Consider the following 20,209-nt stretch of genomic DNA (forward strand, 5'->3'; position numbering starts at 1 on the left):
AATGATTGCGTTACATTATACTTAAAATCCAAGAGAAAAGCAAGCTGCTTTTTCTCTTTCCAGATTTTGTGTCATCAACTGCCGGAAGCATCTACAAAGACTTTCTCATCAGGATAAGCATAATCCAGCTTATCCCTCGCCACCTTTTCTACGTAGCTCTCATCATCGCCCTGGGAGAGCAGCCGCTCCACCTCCAGATTTTCCATCTGTTGGGTTTCACATTGTTGATGAATACTCTCCAGATAAGCCTTTTGTTCCCGGATTTCGATCTGCTGGGTCACAAGGGTGGCTATTGTATAGACACCGAAAGCGACTACTGCCAAACGTAGAAAAATATGTTTTTTAGCTTTTTCTTTTTTTACTGCCACCGTTTTTCCCACCCTTTCGGCGCATCCTATCTTTCCGATTTCTTTTTTTGTTACGTTTAAATAGATTATACAATAAAACCTGTCGTTGTTTCAAGCGGAATTTTACTTTTGTACCAAATTTTTTGAACGGAATCATCAATTTTGACAGGAATTTGCGGATCTTGCGGCCTAGCCAAACTAATAGAAGCAGTACAGGGCGGATAAGCACCCGATAGATAAAACGAAACACGGCTTTGACCGCACGAATAATCAACTTTGAGATCTTCATGATCAAGGAACCGACAGTAAAATAATAAATTACACCGCCAAGAAGTTCTCCCAGCACAATGAAAAAACGCAGCTGCCCGCCTATAGACTGCATCATATAAAAGAAGGTCACGAGCGCGCATACAGCGAAAAATAAAGCGTCTTCCAAAAAAACAATGGCTGCTGGATTTTTGACGGCAATCCGGATAATCCGAAATACATCATAAAAAGCGCCTAATCCAGCACCGATAAGGCACGCGATGAGAAACACCTGGGTTTGCTGAGCGATCATCACATTCACTTGCCTTACCATACCTTTCCGGATGTTCTATTCTTCCTGTGATGGAAGGGTTTACTTGAAAATTTTAGACAGGAATCCTCCGCCCTTTTGGGGTTGTTCATCCGCATAGGATAAGGAATAAATCTCCCCCTCCAATGTCAGCTCTCCTGTATCTACATTCAGCTTGTTGATGTGGAGATTAAAGCCCTTTACCGTCAGCTCTCCTAAATCGGTAAACAGGATAACGCTTTGTTCATCAAAGCTGTCTATATCAGCAACTCCGGACACACTCAAAGCCCGTCTATCCTCTAAGATCAGATTATGGGGCAATTTTACTACTTTTTTCTCGTCTACCATTTTCTTGACCTCCATTACTGATTTTGCGGCAAAGCAAAAAACTCCTGTTGCCCATCAATGCATTTTATGATGGACAACAGGAGTTTATGACTGCAGACTATTCCACCACTTCATAGTGGGTGGCGGCGTTTTCTTTGTTGGCGTATTCGCTCACCTTGAGTACCCGCACCTTCAGCGGACGGCTTCCCATGTTAATTTCCACAATGTCTCCCTCTTTTACATCATAGGAGGCTCGTGCGGCCTTACCGTTGACAACGATACGGCCAGCATCACAGGCCTCATTCGCAATGGTACGACGCTTAATCAGCCTCGTTACCTTGAGGTATTTATCTAGTCTCATCGCTTTTCCCCTTTCTACGTCTCATCATTTTCACTGAAGTAAGCAACAAAAAAACCGGTTAGAAAACCGGTTTTTTAACACATCGATGTTTTCTTATTTTGCGACTGCATCCTTCAGAGCCTTGCCGGCTTTAAAGGTCGGCAGTTTAGATGCGGGAATGGTGATCTCCTCTTTTGTTCTGGGATTTCTGCCCTTTCTCTCGCCGCGCTCCTTCACTTCAAATGTGCCAAAACCAACAATTTGGATTTTCTCGCCCTTGACCAGTGCTTCCGTAATGGAATCGATAACAGCACCAACGACTTTATCGCTCTCTTTTTTAGAGATATCTGCTTTTTCTGCAACCAGATTTATCAGTTCTGCCTTTGTCATGTGAATTTCCTCCGTATTTCAAGTTTAATTTCCTAAAACGGCCGCCCTTGATTTCGGTCAACCGTTTGACAACTTTGCTTTTGCCTCTTTCCAAAGGCCATCAAGACTCTCTAGATCTGCTTTTTTCATATCCACCCCGTTCTGGTCTGCCAAAGTTTCGACTACGGCAAACCGACGGATGAACTTTTCTGTCGCCTCCCCTAGGCATTCCTCTGCGTCAACATCCAAAAATCTGGATACATTGACAGCCGCGAAAAAAACATCGCCCATCTCTTCCCTACAGTGCAATGTTTCACCCAGGGCAATCGCTTGCTCCAATTCTGCAATTTCGCTTTTTAGTTCGGAAAGCGCTCCGGCAACATCATCGTAGTCAAAGCCCGCTCGGGCCGCCCGCTGCTGCACCTTGGCACTGCGCATCAGGGCCGGAAGTACTTTGGGCACATTCTGCAAGGTTTCTGTCGCTGTTTTCTGGCCTTTGGTCGCCTGTTTAATTTTATCCCAGTTGACGAGCACCTGGTCGCTGTCTTTCACCTTGATATCACCAAAGATGTGCGGATGCCGGATAATGAGTTTCTGACAGATATCGTTAGCCACATCATCAAAGTTGAAACGGCCTTCTTCCTCCTCCATACGGGCGTGAAACACCACCTGGAGCAGTACGTCACCTAATTCCTCACGAAGCAGCTTTGGATCCTCGTTATCAATGGCCTCCAGAACCTCGTAGGTCTCCTCTAAAAAGTTTTTCCGGATAGAATGGTGATCTTGCTCCCGATCCCAGGGGCAGCCATTCTCCCCACGGAGGATCTCCATGATAGCAAGGAGGTCATCCATGTTATATCTGTCTTTGCGCTTAAATTCCCGTGGCATAACTTCACCTTTATTCTTATCGCATCCCGCCTGAAAAATCCACGAATTACCGGATTTTTCATGAGCAAGTTATATCTTACCTTATCAGACCTCGTTTTTCAAGTAGTTTTGCGATTTTTTCTCCTTTCGGAAGCATAATCACGTCATCTTTGGTAATGGCGTGGATCAAAAACAAAGAGACAAGATAAACCACACATGCCAGTGCGATTGCTCCGATGACAGAGAGGGTATTTCCCAGTCTCATATGGAGCAGTCCAAAGCTGGCCCATCCTGTGGCAGCGCATATTCCTCCTGCAATCAAGGGCTTTATAAAGACACCGACTATATTGGGGACAACATCTGTAATTTTACATAAGCAGATAATACCGGCGACAACAATAATCAAATAGCAGATAATGGTGCCAATAGGCGCTCCGTTGATGTTAACCGATGGAACTGCCACCAGAAAAAAGTTGATTCCCAGCTTGACAATTCCTCCTGCCACCATCAGCTTCACCGGCAGATCCGGCCGTCCCACCGCCTGAAGCATGCTATTGATTGGCGTAGCTACCGCCACAAAAATGGCGGCAATTCCCAGCATCTGCAACAAAGGCGTAGCAATGACAGCCTCTGCCGCCCTGGCAGAAAAGAGCATCTGCAGGATCGGCCCTGCCAGGGCAAAGAGTCCCAGTCCCGCCGGAATCGCCACCAAACAGGTCATGCGAATGACAGCCTCCACATTTCGGCGCAATTCCTTTTCACTTCTGGTGGCCCAAGCCGTGGCCACCGCAGGCAGAGCACTGACGCCAAGGGTTGTGGTGAGGGAGGGCACCAGATTAAAGATGGTAATGGCCAGCGCCTGGTAAGACCCAAAAAGGTAATTGGGAATTTGGCCAAGGCTCATCCCCTCAGGAATCAGTCCCTGGTACATAGATAAAACTGCGGCACTGCCCTGCCCAATGGCAGTATCCAGCCGGTTCATCACCGATACCAGGTCAATCATTGAGGTCAGATTGACTGCGACCGCTCCCAAGCAGACCGGAATGGCCAGCCGGATGAGCCGGCGGCGCAGCTGCTTTGCCGGGCGAGGCTGCGGCGATGCTTCTACCTCCGCTTCTGTAATACCGTCACCTCTGCATTTATGGCGGATCCAAAGATAAGCGGCACCGCCTAAGGTACTCAGAGTGACGCCGAAAATAGCACCAGCCGCTGCATAGGGCAAACTAGCCGCTTGGGCCTGCTCCATGGTGGCAACTGCCTGGCCAAAGACAGAACCCCCACTTTCAAATTGTCTTGCACCCCACAGCAGCATAAGATAAGCGCCTAGCAATCCTCCGGCCAGCTTGATAATCGCCTCTACAATCTGAGACACTGCCGTGGGATACATATTTCGCAGTCCCTGATAATAGCCCCGGTAAGCCGAGGTCATACATCCGAAAAAGATTGCCGGGGAGATGGCAATCACCGACCAAAACGCTCCAGGGTTTCCCACTGCCCGGACAAAAAGCCCTGAACCGAATACAATAAGCGAAAGGCCCGCAATGCCCATGATAAAAAAAAGCGCCGTAGAAATCCGCATAATCCTTCGAATGTCTTTGAAACGGCGCAGGGCAGCATTTTCCGCCACCATCTTGGCTACTGCTACCGGCAGTCCTGCAATAGAGAGAGCATAGATGGGATTAAACAGCCCATAGGCTGTGGTAAAATAGCCCATTCCTTCCCCGCCTATAAGGTTGGTCAGGGGGATTTTAAATACTGCGCCAATGAGTTTGACAATAACGGTGGCAACCATTAAAATAATCGCACCGTGCAGGAAACTCTGCTTGGGTCTGTTCGGCATGTAAGCTACTTCCCCCTTGTCGATTTGCCCTAAATAGGCAATTTGTCCCCTCTCTTTATAAGTATTGTCCCATAGTTTTAATTATACATTATAGAGAATCTCTTCATAGGTGGGAATCGGCCAGATCTTCTTGTCCACAATTACTTCTAGCGCATCCGCAATAGCTCGGATCTTATTCATAGCCGGCAGGATCTGATCCCTACATTGAATGGCCCGCTGTTCCATCTCCTGCAGCGCGGCAATCCGCTCAGCAATCTGGCCCAACTCGATAACGGCACTATCCAGCTCATCCAACTTCCGGCTGATAAATTCCAGCCGCTGTTCCTGGGATTTGGCTGTATATTGGTGGGCCCGGACAGCGGTAATGCTCTGAGCAAGTTCGGTGGCATACCGCATAACCGCCGGATAGATCTCCCGATTGACCATCCGCACCATGGTGTTAGCCTCAATAAGTAGGTGCTTGCTGTAGCGCTCCAGCATTACCTCTTCCCGGGCGCGCAACTCGCTCTCCCGGCAGACATGGTACCTTGAGAATAAGTCAATCGCCCGTTGATGGGTAAGAATTTTCGCGGCACTCACCGTATCCGAGATACAGGGCAGCCCTCTTTTGGCAGCTTCTGCCGGCCATTCCGGCGCATAACTGTTGCCGTTATAGATGACTTTCCCGTGTTTCAGATAGATCTCCTTGATAATTTTGACGATTTCCCCGTCAAAATCCCGGCAGTTTTCCAAGCGTTCCGAGATCCAGTCCAAGGATTCCGCCACCATGGTGTTGAGGGTGGCGTTAACCCAGGATACCGACATAGAAGAGCCGAGCATCCGAAATTCAAATTTGGAGCCGGTAAAGGCAAAGGGAGAGGTTCGATTGCGATCGGTAGCGTCTACCTGCAATTGAGGCAGGGAGGGAATTCCAAAGTCCACGACAGCACCGCTCTGATACTCTTCCTCACCGGATTCCCCCGCCAAACGTTTTAAAACTGAAAGCATGGAATCGCCTAGGCAGATGGAAACAATGGAAGGAGGCGCTTCATAGCCTCCCAGCCGTTGGTCATTGCCAGCACTGGAAGCTGCTGTACGCAATAGGGGCGCATACAGATCGATAGCGCGAATCACCGCACATAAAAACATGAGGAATTTCGCATTGTCATAAGGATTATCCCCTGGCTCCAGTAGATTCTGACCGTTATCGGTCATGAGGGACCAATTGTTGTGCTTACCTGAACCGTTGACATAGGCGAAGGGCTTTTCATGGAGCAAGCAGACCAACCGATGGCGCAATGCCACCCGATGCAGTGTTTCCATCATCAGCTGGTTTTGATCGGCAGAAATATTGTCCACCGTAAAGATGGGTGCCAATTCGTGTTGACAGGGTGCGGCCTCGTTATGTTTGGTCTTGGCGGATACCCCCATACTCCAAAGCTCTTCATCGATTTCCTTCATAAAAAGGGAAACCCGCTCATTGAGGGAAGCGTAATAGTGGTCGTCCAACTCCTGACACTTGGGGGGACGGGCACCAAATAGCGTGCGGCCGCAAAGCTTCAGATCCTCCCGTTTTTGATAGGTTTCCAGGTCAATGAGGAAGTATTCCTGTTCTGCTCCCACCGCCGCCCTGACATGCCGGACCTGATGGTCTCCAAACAGGCGAAGCAGGCGCAGTGCCTCTTTTTCCAAAGCACGTGCTGCGCGGAGGAGCGGGGTCTTTTCATCCAAAGAATCCCCATTATAGGAACAAAACGCAGTGGGAATACACAGGGTCACCCCAGACTTGTCCTCCTTGAGGAAAGCTGGCGAAGTTGGGTCCCACATGGTGTACCCTCTCGCTTCGAAAGTACAGCGCAGCCCGCCAGAAGGAAAAGAGGAAGCGTCTGATTCTCCCTTGATGAGCATCTTCCCTGAAAACTCCATGATGGCGCCGCCGCCAGAAGTAGTGGACATAAAAGACTCATATTTCTCCGCTGTGCAACCGTTCAGCGGCTGGAACCAGTGGGTATAGTGGGTAGCGCCCATGGCCACTGCCCAGTCCTTCATGGCGTTGGCCACCACCTCCGCCAGTTTTGCGTCCAACATTCTGCCTTCATCAATGACCTTTTTCAGCTCTCTGTAGGTTTCTTCCGGCAGTCTTTCCTGCATCACCCGATCATCAAAGACATGGGTGCCAAAAATATCACACAGTTTACAATCTCGGATTGAATCTTCCATCTGATTGCCTCCCCTTATAATTTCTCTAAAATCTCCCCGGAGGAACGGGCACAGCCAGCTATGATCCCTTCATCTCCTAGGGTAAGATAGACTCCATCTCTATATAAAACCCGCCCGTCACACATGGTCAGCACCACATCAGAAGAGCGGGCTGCGTAGACAATGGCGTTTAGTTCGTCGAACACCGGCTGAATATGCGGCCGATGTAGATCGATCACCGCTAAATCTGCCTGAAATCCCTCTTTGATGAGTCCGCAATTTTCCCGTCCCTGGCTGAGAGCGCCTGCTCGGGTCGCCATATAAAGCACCTCTTCCGGTGGGAGGGCGCAGGGATCCCCAGTGCTGCCCTTGCAAAGCAGGGAGGCCAGCCGCAGTTCTGCAAGCATGTCTAGATTATTGTTGCTGGCAGCGCCGTCGGTACCGATAGCCACACAAATGCCGCTGCTGCGCAGGGCCGCCACATCGGCAATTCCGCTGCCCAGCTTCAGGTTGCTGGCCGGACAATGGGCAACACTGGCCCCATGCTCCGCCAAAAGGCGGCGGTCCTCCTCTTCCAGATGGACACAGTGGGCAAAATGGGTAGGTCCATTTAAAATACCACAATCGGCGAAATAGCGTGCTGGAGAACGTCCCCCATGCCGGGTTTTGCATTCTTCCTGTTCCTTTTTTGTCTCAGAAAGGTGGATATGGGTAATGCTCCCCCATTCCTGAGCGAGGGCTGCCATCTCCCGCACGGTATGTTCGTCTGTGGTATATTCCGCATGCAGACAGGTATCCACCAGGATCCGGCCATGCTGAGCGCCATTCCACTTTTGGTGCATCTCCTTCAGGTGAACTACCATGGGGTTTTGCTCGAAAGACACGCTTTGCCCCACCGATGTCACCCCAACCGCCAGATTGCACTTGATTCCTGTTTCTTCTACTGCACGGGCAATCTCATCCACCGAAAAATACATCTCGGAAAAGCTGGTGACGCCGCTGGCCAACATCTCTGCGATCCCCAACATAGCGCCGTAATAGAAGTGTTCTCCTTGAATCTTTGCCTCAAAGGGGAACACCTTCTCCTGAAGCCAACGGTCCAGGGGCAGTCCTTCCGCATAGCCTCGCAACAAGGTCATAGCCACATGACAGTGGGCATTGACAAGACCAGGGATCAGCACCTTGTCCCGACCCGCATAAACTTCTCCATAGTCTTCCTGGGGCATCTTATGGGAAATATAATCTATTTTATCTCCTTTAATGCCCACATAACAATGCCGACGCACCTTAAAGTTTTCATCAATGATGGTAATATCACGAAACAGCATTTTTCTCCTCCGCTTGTCTCACAGCTTTTCAAGGATGGCGGATAACAACTTCTGAAATACTCCGGCCCTTCGGGAGGTGATCTCTACCACCTCTTCATCGGTAATAGGCTGTGCCAGCATTCCCGCCGCCAGATTTGAGATGCAGGAAATTCCAAGAACCTTCATGCCGCAATGGGCCGCTGCAATCACTTCAGGTACCGTAGACATGCCTACTGCGTCACAGCCTAAAGTCCGCAGAGCCCGAATTTCCGCAGGTGTTTCAAATTGAGGGCCTGACATAAACCCATAAACGCCCTCCCGCAACATGACACCGCATTCCCCCGCTACTTTTCGCGCGATCTCCATAAGCGTTGGATCATAGGCGTGGGACATATCAAAAAAGCGCGGCCCTAATTCTTCAATGTTCTTTCCTCTGGCTGGAGATTCTGTGAAAAATTTCACATGATCGGTAATCAGCATAAAATCCCCCGGCTGGAAGCTTCCATTAATCCCTCCCGCTGCATTGGTGACAACCAGTTTGTCCACCCCTAAAAGATGCAATACTCTGGTGGGATAAGCTACCTGCTCCATGGAAAAGCCCTCGTAATAGTGATATCTTCCTGAGAGAAGGAGAACTTTCTTTCCACCTAATTTCACAAAATGCATCTGATAGGCATGGGACTGATTGGTGCCCTTTGGAAAATGTGGGATCTCTTCATAGGCAATGGTGACCGCTTGCGGAAAATGTTTGGCATATTCGCCCAATCCCGACCCTAAGATAACCGCTGCGTCCGGCTTCTCCCCAATTTTCTCTCCGATATACATTGCCGACGCCGCATAATCTGTATAATCAAACACTCTGTCTCTCCCCTTTCGAAAACCGTCCACCCATGTGTGCAGAAAGAAAAATGCCCGGTAACGAAGTGATTCGTTACCGGGCCTCCTATCATGATTCTCGCTCTATGTCCGGCTCGACGGTTATTCTATTCTTCTGTATCAGAGCCTTCCTGGGCCTCTGGATCCTGTCCAGCCTCGTCATCCTCAACAGTTTCCTGGGTCTCCGGCGCTTCAGAAGCATCCAGTTTGGAGCCACAGCGATTGCAGAATACGGAACCGGTAGGGTTAGCAAAGCCGCAGGACTTGCAACGTACCAATTTTTTCAGCTCCATCAGCTTTTCAGTATCCGCCTCCAGCTGTGCAGCCAACTCCTTGATTTCCGCTACACAGACGTTGATGAGCTCATCATTTTCAACTCCGGAAATTTTACAGTCATATACAATTTTACCCAGTCTGCCATAGGCCTTCTCGATTTCTCCCTTGGTTTGGGAGCATTTGAGCTTCAGCTTGGAAATGGCCACGACCTCTTCCGTCTTTTTGCCCGCTTTATCGCAGGCATCCTTTGCCGCAGAGACGAAGCTATCAAACATATCCATCATAATTCCTCCTTAAGCGTTGGAAAATCACGTCTTATCTTGCTCTCATTATAATACTTTCCTCCCTAAATAGGAGGATTTCTCATGAGAATTTATAAAAAATTAATATGTCTTTCAAACATTTTGTACTCAGCCGATAAACTCTCTCAACAAAGAATCCACCGGTACCCACTGAGAGCTGATAGGTGAAAAAGCAGAAATTGCGTTTTTAATCAGCTCCACCTTCTCCTTATGGCTTTCATAACCCTCAAGAAGGGGGAGCAGTTCTTCCCGGAAAAGGCTGGGCTCATACATGATAGCCGTATCAATGGTCAAATCCGCAGTCTTTTCAAAGGGCTCGATATAAAGTTGAGAGGCATGACAGATGTCTTTCCAGTTTTCTAATGTTTTTTCCGGAGGCGTGTTCCGGAAATGATAGTCCCGCACCATCCGGCGGATCAGCCTTGTATTTTCTTGACCGATCAGCACATATTGGCCGGTCACAAACCGGCTTTTCACCGACACATAAATGCGAAAAAGCTTTTCCTGGTCCATAGGCGGAAGAAGTACAGGATTGAGGGCGTGCAGCCCTTCCACAATCACCACGTCATTGCCGGTGATCCTCACCTGCTTCTCCTTGGCGGAGCGCTCCCCAGTTTCAAAGTCAAAGATAGGAAACCAGGCCTGTCCCTCCTGGATCAGATGATAAAAGCACTCATGCATACAGTGGATATCCAAAGAAAATATACTCTCATAATCGCTGCGGCCGTCGGCAAATTTGGTCGGTGCCTTGGTTCCGATGAAAAAGTCATCCAGGGAAATTACCACAGCGCCGATGCCGATTTTCTCCAGCTGATGTTGCAGTTTTCTGGCCGTTGTCGTTTTTCCCGAAGCTGTAGGGCCCGCAATCATGACAAAACTTACCTTGTCAATTCTTTTTTGTATCTCCAGTGCTGCTTCAAGCAGATGGTCTCCGTATGTTTTCTCTCCCAGCGCCACCAGACCTTGCGGGTCATTTTCCGCCATGAGATTGATGTCTGTGACGTCATAATGGGGCTTTGAAAAATCAAGGATTTTCAAAAAAGCTCACCACCTTCTCCTTTCTGCGCATCATCTCATCAAATCTACAAATGTATTCATAAGGATACTTGAAATTATAGATCCGCTGAATTTCTCCTGTCTCTGGATTTACCAGTTTTGTCACCGCTCCCGCGCCCAAAGCGAGAATGGTGTGGACTTCTTCCATGATCAGAATATTGTAGGCACTTTCATACCCCGGTTTGGCGTAGCCCACATTCTCTAAATTCGCAATGGTGTTCTTCTGACGGTAGAGATAATAAGGACGCCATCCCTCCTCCATCAGCTGCTTCTGGGCATAGTCCACCATCTGGGAAACCTCATCCTGGCTGGCTTTATAAAGGGAAACGTATTCCCCTCCAATATCCGAAGAGCGTTTTACAGTCAGTGTATGCACCGTCACATTTTCTGGGGAAAGCTGCTTCACCCTATCCAGGGTGTCACAAAATCCCGGCAGATCATCCCCCGGCAATCCGGCAATCAAATCCATATTGATATCCTGAAAGCCCATTTCTCTCGCCAGGTGGAATGCCTCCACGGCCTGAGCGGCGGTGTGGTTTCTGCCAATGCCCTGAAGCACCCTGTCCTGGAGGGTCTGAGGGTTGATGCTGATGCGGGTGACGCCTGCATCTTTGAGCACCTGCAGCTTTTCTCTGTCGATGGTATCAGGACGGCCGGCTTCCACCGTGTATTCCAGGGCGTCTTGCACCGGAAAGCTTTCCGCCACTGTATCCAGAATACCCTTTAGCTCCTGGGCGCTAACCGAGGTCGGTGTCCCCCCTCCGAAATAGATGGAGGTAAGCTGAAGACCCAATTCCTTCGCTTGGCGTCCCGCTGCCCGGATTTCTTCTTTCATCAGCCGCAGATAATCAGGCACCAGCTTTTTTGTCTTTTCAATGTTGTGGGAGACAAAGGAGCAGTAATGGCAGCGGCTGGGGCAAAAGGGCATGGAAAGGTAAAGACTGTAGGATTTTTTTCGATTATGGCTTAAAATCGTCCGCTGGTTTTCCGCAATAATGGAGGCCAACGCCGCCTTTTGTGGGGAGACAAGATAATGGGACTGAAAGTACTCTTTTGCCTTATCTTCCCCCATTCCCTGTTCCAGCAGGGAGCGGAAAAGCTTTACTGGACGGACACCGGTCAGCACTCCCCATTGCGGAAAAACCCCAGTCAGCTGCGACAGAACGCGGTAGATCAGCACCCCAAATGTAAATTCACAGCTTTGGGTAAAATTGGGTACTCCTTTACAGACTGTGTCCTGCCCCTCTTCTTCACGGCCGCGGTATCTGGCTTTGACAGACAGCAGAGCCCTGTCTTCCTTCTCCCGCAGCGTTGTCAAAATATATTCTTCATAGTCTCCCAAATATTCCGGGGAGTCCTTCCACACCGAGGTAACCGTCTCTCCGGTAAAAAAGAACCGGCAGAGGCTTTCTAATTCATAGCGGAAGGAGTGCCCATCAAAGATCAGCGTCATACGCCTGCACCCATATAAATGTTGTGCAGACGTTCTTCCTCCAAAGTGCTGTCCGGTCCATGGCCAGGAAGAACCTGATAATCGCCCTCTAGGTCGGCCAGACGGCGAAGGGATGCCTTAATCTGTTCATAGCTTCCGCCATAAAGGTCTGTTCTTCCACAGTCCCCTTGAAAGAGGGTATCTCCTGTGAACAGCACATTTTCACACCGGTAGGTCACTGAACCCTTAGAATGCCCCGGGGTAGCGATGACCTCAAAACGCATCTTACCCGCCTCTATGACATCCCCGTCAGAAAGAAGCCAGTCGATGGAAATATCCTCCGGTTTCCACCGCTGCCGCATGGCAAGGCTTAGCTGCGGATCGGTAAGCATTTCTGCATCTTCACCGGAAACACACAGCTTCGCTCCAAATTCGTTCTTGATCTCCATCACAGCCCCTGTATGGTCAAAATGTCCATGGGTCAATAGAATATAGCGGACATCCAAGCCGCGGTTTCGGATGGCTTCTACCAATTTTTGTCCCTCGTCGCCGGGGTCTATAACTACAGCCACCTTGTCCTCATCATAAGCAATATAACAATTTTCCTGTAAATATCCCACTGGGATTACGAGAATTTCCATCATATCTCTCCTTTCCCGGGTTACATCAGTTCATCCGTATCTAAAAAAATGGTCACAGGACCATCATTGACAATGGTAAGCTCCATATCTGCGCCAAAACTGCCTGTCTCCACCTTGGAAACGCCAGTATTTTTCATTCTTTCCACAAAATAGTCGTAAAGCTGTTCTGCATGGGCCGGATTTCCCGCCTTAACATAGGAGGGACGCCGTCCTTTTTTGCAGTCGGCATATAAAGTAAAGTTGGAAACAATGATTACCTCTCCATCAACGTCCAATGCGCTACGGTTCATCTTGCCCTCATCATCAGCAAAGATCCGCAGATTGGCCACCTTTTCACAGAGATAGTCGGCCTGAGCTTTTTCATCAGCGTCACAGACTCCTAACAGAATCATGAGACCCTGTCCAATTTTCGCCACCTGTTTTCCATCTATTTTTACTCCAGCACTGCTGACTCGCTGTAATATTACCCGCATTGCGTCTCTCCTTTACTGATACGTCCTTTCAATGGATATGACCCCTGAAATCCGTTTCAGGGTGGCGATAATGCTGTTAAGCTGTTCCACACTTTTGGTGCCAATGGTCACCTGAATCATGGTATGGCCATCCTTTAACTCCCTAGCGTTGAGGGAATGCAGGGGCACCTTTAGGTTGGTCAGCCCCAAGCTGACATCAACCAGCAGGCCATCCCTGTCATTGGCATAAATCTCGATGGTTGACTTAAAGGTGCCGTTATCCGGCAGCCCTGCCCAGGTTGTCCGCACCCAGCGATCCTTCTGATTTTCGTCCTTCATCGCCGACTGCACATTAATGCAGTCCTTTTTATGGATGGAAACTCCATAGCCCCGGGTGACAAATCCGATGATATCGTCGCCCGGCAGAGGATTACAGCATTTGGCAAACTTGACAAGGCAGCTGTCTAGTCCTTCCACAATAACACCGCTCTGGGGCCGATGCTCTTTTTTGGGCTTGGCAGTCTGTTCCGCCTTCTGCTCCGGCACCCGGTACTTTTTCTGGAAATCATCCTTAATCCTGGGCATAATCCGGGACAGGGAAATGCCGCCGTAGCCAATGGCCGCACAAAAATCATCAACGGAATTTAAATGCTGCCGTTTGGCGATCTCCAGCAAAAATTCTTTCATCTCGGCTTCTGGTAGGGAGATCAGGTTGCGTTTAAACTCCCGTTCCAGCTCCGCGCGGCCTTCCTGGATGTTCTCATCCCGTTTTTCCCGCTTAAACCACTGGCGGATCTTGTTGCGGGCTTCACTGGTTTTCACCATCTTCAGCCAATCCCGGTTGGGTCCATGGCCCTGGGCATTGGAGGTGACAATTTCCACAATCATGCCGGTACGCACCTGGAAATCCAGGGATACCTGACGTCCATCCACCTTGGCGCCGATCATCCGGTTGCCCACGGCACTGTGGATGGCATAGGCAAAGTCAATAACGGTAGACCCTGCAGGAAGGCTGATAACGTCCCCTTTGGGCGTAAAGACAAAAACTTCTTCCGGAGCCAGGTCGTTTTTGATGGAGCGGACAATGTCCTCCACATCGTCTGACTCTTTCTGTACCTCCAGAAGCTGGCGTACCCAGGCCAGACGCTCATCCAGCTTGTCCGAGCCGCTGACGCCGGCTTTATACTTCCAGTGGGCGGCAATGCCGAATTCCGCCGTATGATGCATGTCCCAGGTGCGGATCTGCACCTCGAAAGGAATGGCTTCTTTGCCTACCACAGTGGTATGCAGGGACTGGTACATGTTGGGTTTTGGCGTGGAAATATAGTCCTTGAACCGATTGGGGATCGGGCGGAACATATCGTGGATAATCCCGAGCACGTTATAACATTCAATGACGGTGTCCACTATAATGCGGATGGCGTAAACATCAAAAATCTCTTCGAAAGAGCGCCCCTGCATATAGACCTTACGGTAGATACCGTAGATGCTCTTAACTCTTCCCTCTACATAGGGGTTTTTGAAATCCTTCGAAAGGCGCTCAATGATCCGCTCTTTAATCGCCTCAAGAAACTGCTGACGGTCATCATTGCGCATCCGCAGGGCTTTTTCTATGGAATCATAGCCGATGGGATCCAAATATTTTAAGGAAATATCCTCCAATTCCTCTTTAAAGGCGCGGATTCCCAAACGGTGGGCCAGCGGCGCATATACCTCCATGGTTTCCAAGGCCTTATCCCGCCTCTTTTGCGGCGGCAGAGCGTCGATCGTCCGCATGTTATGAAGACGGTCCGCCAGCTTGATGATGATGACCCGGACATCCTGTGCCACTGCCAGCAGCATTTTGCGGACGTTTTCCGCCTGCTGTTGTTCCCGGGAGGAAAAAGGAATCCGTCCCAGTTTTGTTACACCATCCACTAACAGCGCAACCTCTGAACCAAACTGTTTCTCAATGGTGGAAAGTTCCACTTCGGTGTCCTCTACTACGTCGTGGAGCAACGCCGCGCAAAGGGTATCTGTATCCATCCCCAGATCCACCAGAAGCACTGCCACAGCAATGGGATGAGAAATATAGGGCTCGCCGGACTTTCTGCATTGTCCCTGGTGAGCGTCCACCGCTGTCTGATATGCCACTTTAATCTTTTCTAGGTCGTAGGGCTTGGTGCTCTCCTGCAATTTATGCTCCAAATCCTCAAAAGTATAAATCTTATTTTTCATTCCCATCACCACCTTGTGTTGTTATTGAGAGAGCCGCGAGAATCTTGCTTTTTCCCAAGTCAACTTTTTGGGGATTTTTTACAGCCCCGGTAAGGATTTTCCCATTTTTCTCCACCTGGGCCGCCAATCCCATTTCACACAGGACGTCCAGCGCGATCCTCATTCTCCCATAATCCATTTTATCGCCTACCGCCCGGACAAACAAGAGGTCTTCCCCAAAACTGACGAATCTTTTCTCCCGCAGGTAGCGGTATAATAGGGCAATATCCTCTCTAGAGGGCAACAAACGCTCTTTTTCTTCCTGCTGGAGTTTGCGTCCCAAACGGTAATCATCATAGAGAGTCTTGGTCGCAAAGAGCCGCTCTTCACAGATGCCGGACGGGCGAATATCTTTGATCTTGATGGAAAGCTGCTGCATACCATTATAGATACTGATGTCACAGCTTACCGCTATATCCACCCTATCTCCCGGTGCGTATTCCAACCGGTCAGGGCTCATACCAAAATAAAGGCCGTAGAAAGCGTCATCGTCCTTGATAAAGCGGATCTTACAGTGTTTTCCCCCCGAAAGCGGGTACACCTTGTCCACTATAGCTCCCATCACCGCAAATACCGGAGAGGCGTTTCCCGCCCCATAGGGCTCCAATGCGTCCAGCGCTTTGATTTTTTCTATGGTCATCTCCGAGATTTCCAGCACATGGTCAATAGGCAGGGTAAGGGTAGGCATCTGTGGGAAATTCTCATCACAATATTGATAGAAATCCCTCAGGAAGAGGGGAATATCATCTGTATAGAGGGAAAAGCCAGCCGCAAGAGAGTGACCGCCAAACCGGGTCAGATGCGTACAGCTCTTTTGCAGTGCCTCAGCAAGGGAGAACCCCTCCACAGACCGGCCGGAGCCTCTGGCTTCGTCCCCTTCCACACTGATGAGGAAGCAGGGCTTCCCATAACGCTCCACCACCTTGGCGGCCACGATGCCAATAATCCCATGGTGCCATTGGTCGGATTGAAGGACAATGACTTTTTGATAACGCTTTTGAGGATCGCTTTCCAGCTGCTGCTGTACCTGGGCTGCTATTTCATTGCCCAGGGCCTGTCTGTGCTGGTTAAGCTCGTTCATTTCCCGGGCAAGCTCAGCCGCTCGCTCCTCCTCTTCACAGAGCAAAAGTTCCAGCGCTTTGGACGTCTTACCCAACCTGCCGGCGGCATTGATCCTCGGCACAATACCGAAAGCAACCATTTCGCTGCTCACCGGCTTTCCATCCAGGCCTGCCGCGGACAGCAGGGCGCTTACCCCTATATTTTCTGTCGTTTTTAGTATGTTTAAACCTTCCTTGACGAGAAGGCGGTTTTCTCCGTCCAAATTGACTACGTCGCCAATGGTTCCAATGGCCACAATATCCCCATAATGTTCAATCATGCCCCAGCCGTCATCGCCATCCAGCGCGCACAGCAGCTTGAACGCCACCCCCACGCCGGCAAGGTTTTTATAAGGGCTTTCACAGTCCGTCCGGTGAGGATCGACCACCGCAACTGCTTTGGGCAGAGCCGCCAAGGGCTGGTGGTGGTCGGTGATGACCACATCAACGCCTAATTCTGCCGCATATTTTACCTCATCCAGCGCCGAGATACCGTTATCTACGGTGATGATTAACGTTGTCCCCTGTTCGCTGATGCGGTCAATCGCGCCCTTATTTAGTCCATATCCTTCTCCGTCCCGGTCAGGTATGTAGAAAAACACATCAGCGCCGATATTTTCAAGATAGGTATAGACCAGGTAGGTGGCGGTCATTCCATCACAGTCATAGTCGCCATAAACGGCAATTTTTTCACCATTTTCTACAGCTAGTTGGATCCTTGCCACGGCTTTGTCCATATCCCTCATCAGAAACGGATCAAAAAAAGTTGGACTTCCCTCTAAAAAACGCTGAATTTGCTCTTCATTCTCATAGCCCCGCCCCAAAAGCACATCGCAAACCAGCGGATCAACCTTTAGCGTCTTTGCTATCTGCTCGGCCAGAGACAGGTCAGATTGAGCAATCTTCCATCGTTTTAATTCCAATGCATTTCCCTCCACCAGGCGTTTCTATACCGCCCTCAGCGCTTTCGCTTCTCTATAACCCAGTTACCTGTAACCACAAGCCTTTTATTCTAAAAATAGACAAATTTACAGATTTTTATTTTATCACATCATCTACGAAACTTCAATAAATAGGCCCACCTTCTCAGAATAGGAGGGCCTCGTAAACTTCGACCATCTGTGTTTCCACCGTCTCTTTTCCCAAAGCTTCCAACGCTTTTAGCCGCTTCTTTTTGGAAACTCGCACATTGCTCTCCCTCAGGTGGATGACAAACTGAGCATCATTCTTGAGTACAGAACGAATGGTATCCCTCATAACCTCATTTTGCATTTTTATTTCTTCTGTCCCATCTGAAGGGCTGGTAAATTCCACACAAAGCGCCCGGTCAAGCTGTTCCATCTTAAGCTGATAGGTCGGGTAACCAATACGGTAAGTGGGATCCGCATAACGGCTCTTCCCCACTGTAGGAAAAAGCAGCCTAGTTACGGTTTTTAAATCCTGTTCCCGCTGCAAAAAACTGGGCCACCGTTTCTTTTCCACCCCATTTTCAGCAAGTCCGGTAAATGTGGCAAGAGATCCGCTTCTCTTCTCCTCCGCTACAATGTCCAAAGAGGTTTGCAGGTCGCTCAATCTTTTGACCCCTTGGTTTCGCAGCAGATGGTGGAAGCTTTTTTTCCATCTCCAGCGGCCCCAAAAAGGGATGCGAGCTGTATCCGCATAAAATTTTTGCCGCAGTACTTCAATTGATTGAGATATCGGACAGTGGGCTGCAAATAAAACACTGGATACCGCCAATTCCTTAGATGCACTGACACAGGCAATGTCAATTCCGTTTTCCTGTAGCTGTCTTAAGGCGCAATAAACCGCTAAATCACCGATGCCGCATCCCGACAATGCAACACCTATCTTCATTTGATCGCTCCATTTCTCCTCGTAGTATCAAAACGGCAGGCCTTCACAGATTCTGACCTATGCTATTCTACGAAATTGACAGGCTGTCCGTTCCAAAATCCTAGCTATCAGGCTCATTTTAGATGTCAGTTTTTGGTTCCGTAAGGGGAAAACATGTAAGAAAAAGGCAGCCGCAGCTAGCGGTTGCCTTTTTTGCTAATCAAAAGGGGCATATTTTTTCATAATTTCCTGAGCTACTCGGATACCGTCCACCGCAGCACTCATGATGCCGCCGGCATATCCTGCCCCTTCTCCGCAGGGATAAACCCCGCTGACACTAATGGATTCCAGCCGATCTCCACGTGTCATCCGCACCGGAGAGGATGTGCGGGTCTCGACGCCGGTCAATACCGCATCCTCCGCCGCAAACCCTGGAAGCCTCCGTTGGAATTGCATAAGCCCTTCCCGCATCATAGCGGTGACAAAGGGCGGGAGTATATCATCCAGTGAAGCTGGTACCACTCCTAGGGAATAGGAGGGTGTCACTCTGCCAAAATCCGCGCCGGAACGATGATTTAAAAATCTGCCCACCGTTTGTACAGGTGCTCGATAATTTCCTCCTCCGGCCAAAAAGGCGCTGTGTTCCAGCCTTTCTTGAAAGCGGATGGGATCTTGGGGGTGTACCCCAAAATCGTCTCGGTCCACAGAAACTACCAATGCTGCATTGGCATTGACCTGATCTCTGGCAAATTCGCTCATACCGTTGGTGACCACCGTATCAGCTACTGAAGATGCTGGAACAACCACCCCCCCAGGACACATGCAAAAAGTGTAGACGCCACGATTTCCCTTTCGATAGGATAACTGATATTCTCCCACGCCTACCAATGGGCTGCCCGCATATTCTCCAAAGAGGGCCTTATCGATCTCTTTTTGGAGATGTTCAATACGCACCCCCACCGAAAAGGCCTTTGGCTCGAAAAAGACACCGTCTTCCATCAAAGACATAAACGTGTCCCTCGCACTGTGGCCAATGGCCAGAATCGCTGTTTCACAAGGGACCGACTGGCCCTCAATCAAAAGCGCCCTCAAATTTCCGCCCTGGTGTTCTACCCCGGTTAAGGTTTTCTCAAAGAAAATCTCCCCTCCCAGCGCCAATATTTCCTCACGGATATTTTTTACTACACTGCGAAGCTTGTCCGTTCCAATATGAGGCTTAGAACGCTGGAGGATTTCCTTCGGCGCTCCATGGTTGACCAATTCCTCCAACACAAAAGTACATCGGGAATCAGAAATCCGGGTGGTCAGCTTTCCGTCGGAAAAGGTGCCGGCTCCTCCTTCCCCAAACTGCACATTGGTTCTTTCATTGAGCATCCCTGTTTTCCAAAAGTGCTCCACTGCCTGTACCCGATCTTCTACACGCGCGCCACGCTCATAGACAATAGGCCGATAGCCATTTCGGGCAAGAAGCAAAGCCGCAAACATCCCGGCCGGTCCAAATCCAACAACAACCGGCCGCTCCTTCATTTTCTTGACACCAAAGCGGATTTCCAGCATTTCCCTCGGCTTATAAGAAATGCTGCTGTTTTTTCTTCTGGCAGCCAAGTGGGGTTCCCGGCTGGGGTCAGTCAGTTCTACCCCCACGGAACATACCAGTGTCATGTGATTCCTCCGTCTAGCGTCTAGGGACGTTTTCATCACATAAGCGTCTTTGATCCACCTTCTGGAGATCCCTAATAGAGATATGGCCTTATCTACCGCTGCGTCAGCACTCTCCTCAATGGGAATCCTTACGGATGATATGACAATTGGCATGCGTTTCACCCCACAATCCTGTAATAAAACATGGCCTGC

General features: G+C 49.6%; 19 protein-coding genes. All 19 read right to left on the reverse strand.

The annotated features are described in order from the left end of the window. Window positions 1–74: 74 nt before the first annotated feature. The 19 genes from WGC32_RS06735 to WGC32_RS06825 all read right to left on the reverse strand — a co-directional run bounded on the left by WGC32_RS06735 (window position 75) and on the right by WGC32_RS06825 (window position 20,170). Window positions 75–368 carry an FtsB family cell division protein gene (locus WGC32_RS06735; RefSeq protein ID WP_342681134.1) on the reverse strand — a complete coding sequence of 98 codons (294 nt, stop codon included), beginning with the start codon at window positions 366–368 and terminating at the stop codon, window positions 75–77. Further along, entirely contained in the window at window positions 343–906 is a 564-nt protein-coding gene (gene yabQ / locus WGC32_RS06740) for a spore cortex biosynthesis protein YabQ (protein ID WP_342681246.1), read from the reverse strand. Before yabQ ends, WGC32_RS06735 begins: the two co-directional genes overlap by 26 nt. Before the next feature lie 60 nt (window positions 907–966). Further along, a complete protein-coding gene (yabP, locus tag WGC32_RS06745) occupies window positions 967–1,251 on the reverse strand; it encodes a sporulation protein YabP (RefSeq protein WP_191482875.1) in 285 nt (94 codons plus the stop codon). Window positions 1,252–1,348: 97 nt separating this feature from the next. Further along, window positions 1,349–1,591, reverse strand: a complete 243-nt coding sequence (locus WGC32_RS06750) for a S4 domain-containing protein (protein WP_191482865.1) — start codon at window positions 1,589–1,591, stop codon at window positions 1,349–1,351. 93 nt (window positions 1,592–1,684) lie between these two features. Continuing rightward, a complete protein-coding gene (locus WGC32_RS06755) occupies window positions 1,685–1,960 on the reverse strand; it encodes an HU family DNA-binding protein (protein WP_191482866.1) in 276 nt (91 codons plus the stop codon). Between the two features lie 57 nt (window positions 1,961–2,017). Beyond that, a complete protein-coding gene (mazG, locus tag WGC32_RS06760; protein ID WP_191482867.1) occupies window positions 2,018–2,827 on the reverse strand; it encodes a nucleoside triphosphate pyrophosphohydrolase in 810 nt (269 codons plus the stop codon). 76 nt (window positions 2,828–2,903) lie between these two features. After that, window positions 2,904–4,646, reverse strand: coding sequence for a putative polysaccharide biosynthesis protein (locus WGC32_RS06765; RefSeq protein ID WP_342681135.1), 1,743 nt, complete (start codon window positions 4,644–4,646; stop codon window positions 2,904–2,906). A gap of 81 nt (window positions 4,647–4,727) precedes the next feature. After that, window positions 4,728–6,845 carry a glutamine synthetase III domain-containing protein gene (locus WGC32_RS06770; protein WP_191482869.1) on the reverse strand — a complete coding sequence of 706 codons (2,118 nt, stop codon included), beginning with the start codon at window positions 6,843–6,845 and terminating at the stop codon, window positions 4,728–4,730. A gap of 14 nt (window positions 6,846–6,859) precedes the next feature. After that, window positions 6,860–8,152 (reverse strand): amidohydrolase, encoded by a 1,293-nt coding sequence (locus WGC32_RS06775; protein WP_342681136.1) that lies wholly within the window; start codon window positions 8,150–8,152, stop codon window positions 6,860–6,862. Window positions 8,153–8,170: 18 nt separating this feature from the next. Further along, complete coding sequence (locus WGC32_RS06780; RefSeq protein WP_342681137.1) at window positions 8,171–8,989, reverse strand: purine-nucleoside phosphorylase; 819 nt, start codon at window positions 8,987–8,989, stop codon at window positions 8,171–8,173. A 125-nt stretch (window positions 8,990–9,114) separates the two neighbouring features. Further along, window positions 9,115–9,564: a hypothetical protein gene (locus WGC32_RS06785; protein ID WP_342681138.1), complete on the reverse strand. Its 450-nt coding sequence runs from the start codon at window positions 9,562–9,564 to the stop codon at window positions 9,115–9,117. A gap of 129 nt (window positions 9,565–9,693) precedes the next feature. Further along, window positions 9,694–10,623 carry a uridine kinase family protein gene (locus tag WGC32_RS06790; RefSeq protein ID WP_342681139.1) on the reverse strand — a complete coding sequence of 310 codons (930 nt, stop codon included), beginning with the start codon at window positions 10,621–10,623 and terminating at the stop codon, window positions 9,694–9,696. Next, complete coding sequence (gene hemZ / locus WGC32_RS06795) at window positions 10,610–12,094, reverse strand: coproporphyrinogen dehydrogenase HemZ (protein ID WP_342681140.1); 1,485 nt, start codon at window positions 12,092–12,094, stop codon at window positions 10,610–10,612. The genes WGC32_RS06790 and hemZ overlap by 14 nt, the downstream gene beginning before the upstream one ends. Then, window positions 12,091–12,714 carry an MBL fold metallo-hydrolase gene (locus WGC32_RS06800; protein ID WP_342681141.1) on the reverse strand — a complete coding sequence of 208 codons (624 nt, stop codon included), beginning with the start codon at window positions 12,712–12,714 and terminating at the stop codon, window positions 12,091–12,093. Before WGC32_RS06800 ends, hemZ begins: the two co-directional genes overlap by 4 nt. Window positions 12,715–12,734: 20 nt before the next feature. Continuing rightward, a complete protein-coding gene (gene dtd / locus WGC32_RS06805; RefSeq protein WP_342681142.1) occupies window positions 12,735–13,187 on the reverse strand; it encodes a D-aminoacyl-tRNA deacylase in 453 nt (150 codons plus the stop codon). Window positions 13,188–13,199: 12 nt separating this feature from the next. Next, a complete protein-coding gene (locus WGC32_RS06810) occupies window positions 13,200–15,383 on the reverse strand; it encodes a RelA/SpoT family protein (RefSeq protein WP_191482769.1) in 2,184 nt (727 codons plus the stop codon). Further along, window positions 15,373–17,445, reverse strand: coding sequence for a single-stranded-DNA-specific exonuclease RecJ (recJ, locus tag WGC32_RS06815; protein WP_342681143.1), 2,073 nt, complete (start codon window positions 17,443–17,445; stop codon window positions 15,373–15,375). The genes WGC32_RS06810 and recJ overlap by 11 nt, the downstream gene beginning before the upstream one ends. Window positions 17,446–17,608: 163 nt before the next feature. Further along, window positions 17,609–18,376, reverse strand: coding sequence for a hypothetical protein (locus tag WGC32_RS06820; RefSeq protein WP_342681144.1), 768 nt, complete (start codon window positions 18,374–18,376; stop codon window positions 17,609–17,611). A gap of 195 nt (window positions 18,377–18,571) precedes the next feature. Next, window positions 18,572–20,170 carry an NAD(P)/FAD-dependent oxidoreductase gene (locus WGC32_RS06825; RefSeq protein ID WP_342681145.1) on the reverse strand — a complete coding sequence of 533 codons (1,599 nt, stop codon included), beginning with the start codon at window positions 20,168–20,170 and terminating at the stop codon, window positions 18,572–18,574. Between the last annotated feature and the right edge of the window lie 39 nt (window positions 20,171–20,209).

Origin of the sequence: Zongyangia acetica, assembly GCF_038739695.1 — a bacterium.
Classification (GTDB): domain Bacteria; phylum Bacillota; class Clostridia; order Oscillospirales; family Ruminococcaceae; genus Zongyangia; species Zongyangia gallinarum.

Coding starts and splice junctions, on each gene's coding strand:
- WGC32_RS06765 (WP_342681135.1), bottom strand. CDS start 4,646: ATGCCGAACAGACCCAAGCAGAGTTTCCTGCACGGTGCGATTATTTTA.
- WGC32_RS06810 (WP_191482769.1), bottom strand. CDS start 15,383: ATGAAAAATAAGATTTATACTTTTGAGGATTTGGAGCATAAATTGCAG.
- yabQ (WP_342681246.1), bottom strand. CDS start 906: ATGATCGCTCAGCAAACCCAGGTGTTTCTCATCGCGTGCCTTATCGGT.
- mazG (WP_191482867.1), bottom strand. CDS start 2,827: ATGCCACGGGAATTTAAGCGCAAAGACAGATATAACATGGATGACCTC.
- WGC32_RS06820 (WP_342681144.1), bottom strand. CDS start 18,376: ATGAAGATAGGTGTTGCATTGTCGGGATGCGGCATCGGTGATTTAGCG.
- WGC32_RS06800 (WP_342681141.1), bottom strand. CDS start 12,714: ATGGAAATTCTCGTAATCCCAGTGGGATATTTACAGGAAAATTGTTAT.
- WGC32_RS06785 (WP_342681138.1), bottom strand. CDS start 9,564: ATGGATATGTTTGATAGCTTCGTCTCTGCGGCAAAGGATGCCTGCGAT.
- WGC32_RS06775 (WP_342681136.1), bottom strand. CDS start 8,152: ATGCTGTTTCGTGATATTACCATCATTGATGAAAACTTTAAGGTGCGT.
- WGC32_RS06755 (WP_191482866.1), bottom strand. CDS start 1,960: ATGACAAAGGCAGAACTGATAAATCTGGTTGCAGAAAAAGCAGATATC.
- WGC32_RS06825 (WP_342681145.1), bottom strand. CDS start 20,170: ATGCCAATTGTCATATCATCCGTAAGGATTCCCATTGAGGAGAGTGCT.
- yabP (WP_191482875.1), bottom strand. CDS start 1,251: ATGGTAGACGAGAAAAAAGTAGTAAAATTGCCCCATAATCTGATCTTA.
- dtd (WP_342681142.1), bottom strand. CDS start 13,187: ATGCGGGTAATATTACAGCGAGTCAGCAGTGCTGGAGTAAAAATAGAT.
- WGC32_RS06770 (WP_191482869.1), bottom strand. CDS start 6,845: ATGGAAGATTCAATCCGAGATTGTAAACTGTGTGATATTTTTGGCACC.
- WGC32_RS06750 (WP_191482865.1), bottom strand. CDS start 1,591: ATGAGACTAGATAAATACCTCAAGGTAACGAGGCTGATTAAGCGTCGT.
- hemZ (WP_342681140.1), bottom strand. CDS start 12,094: ATGACGCTGATCTTTGATGGGCACTCCTTCCGCTATGAATTAGAAAGC.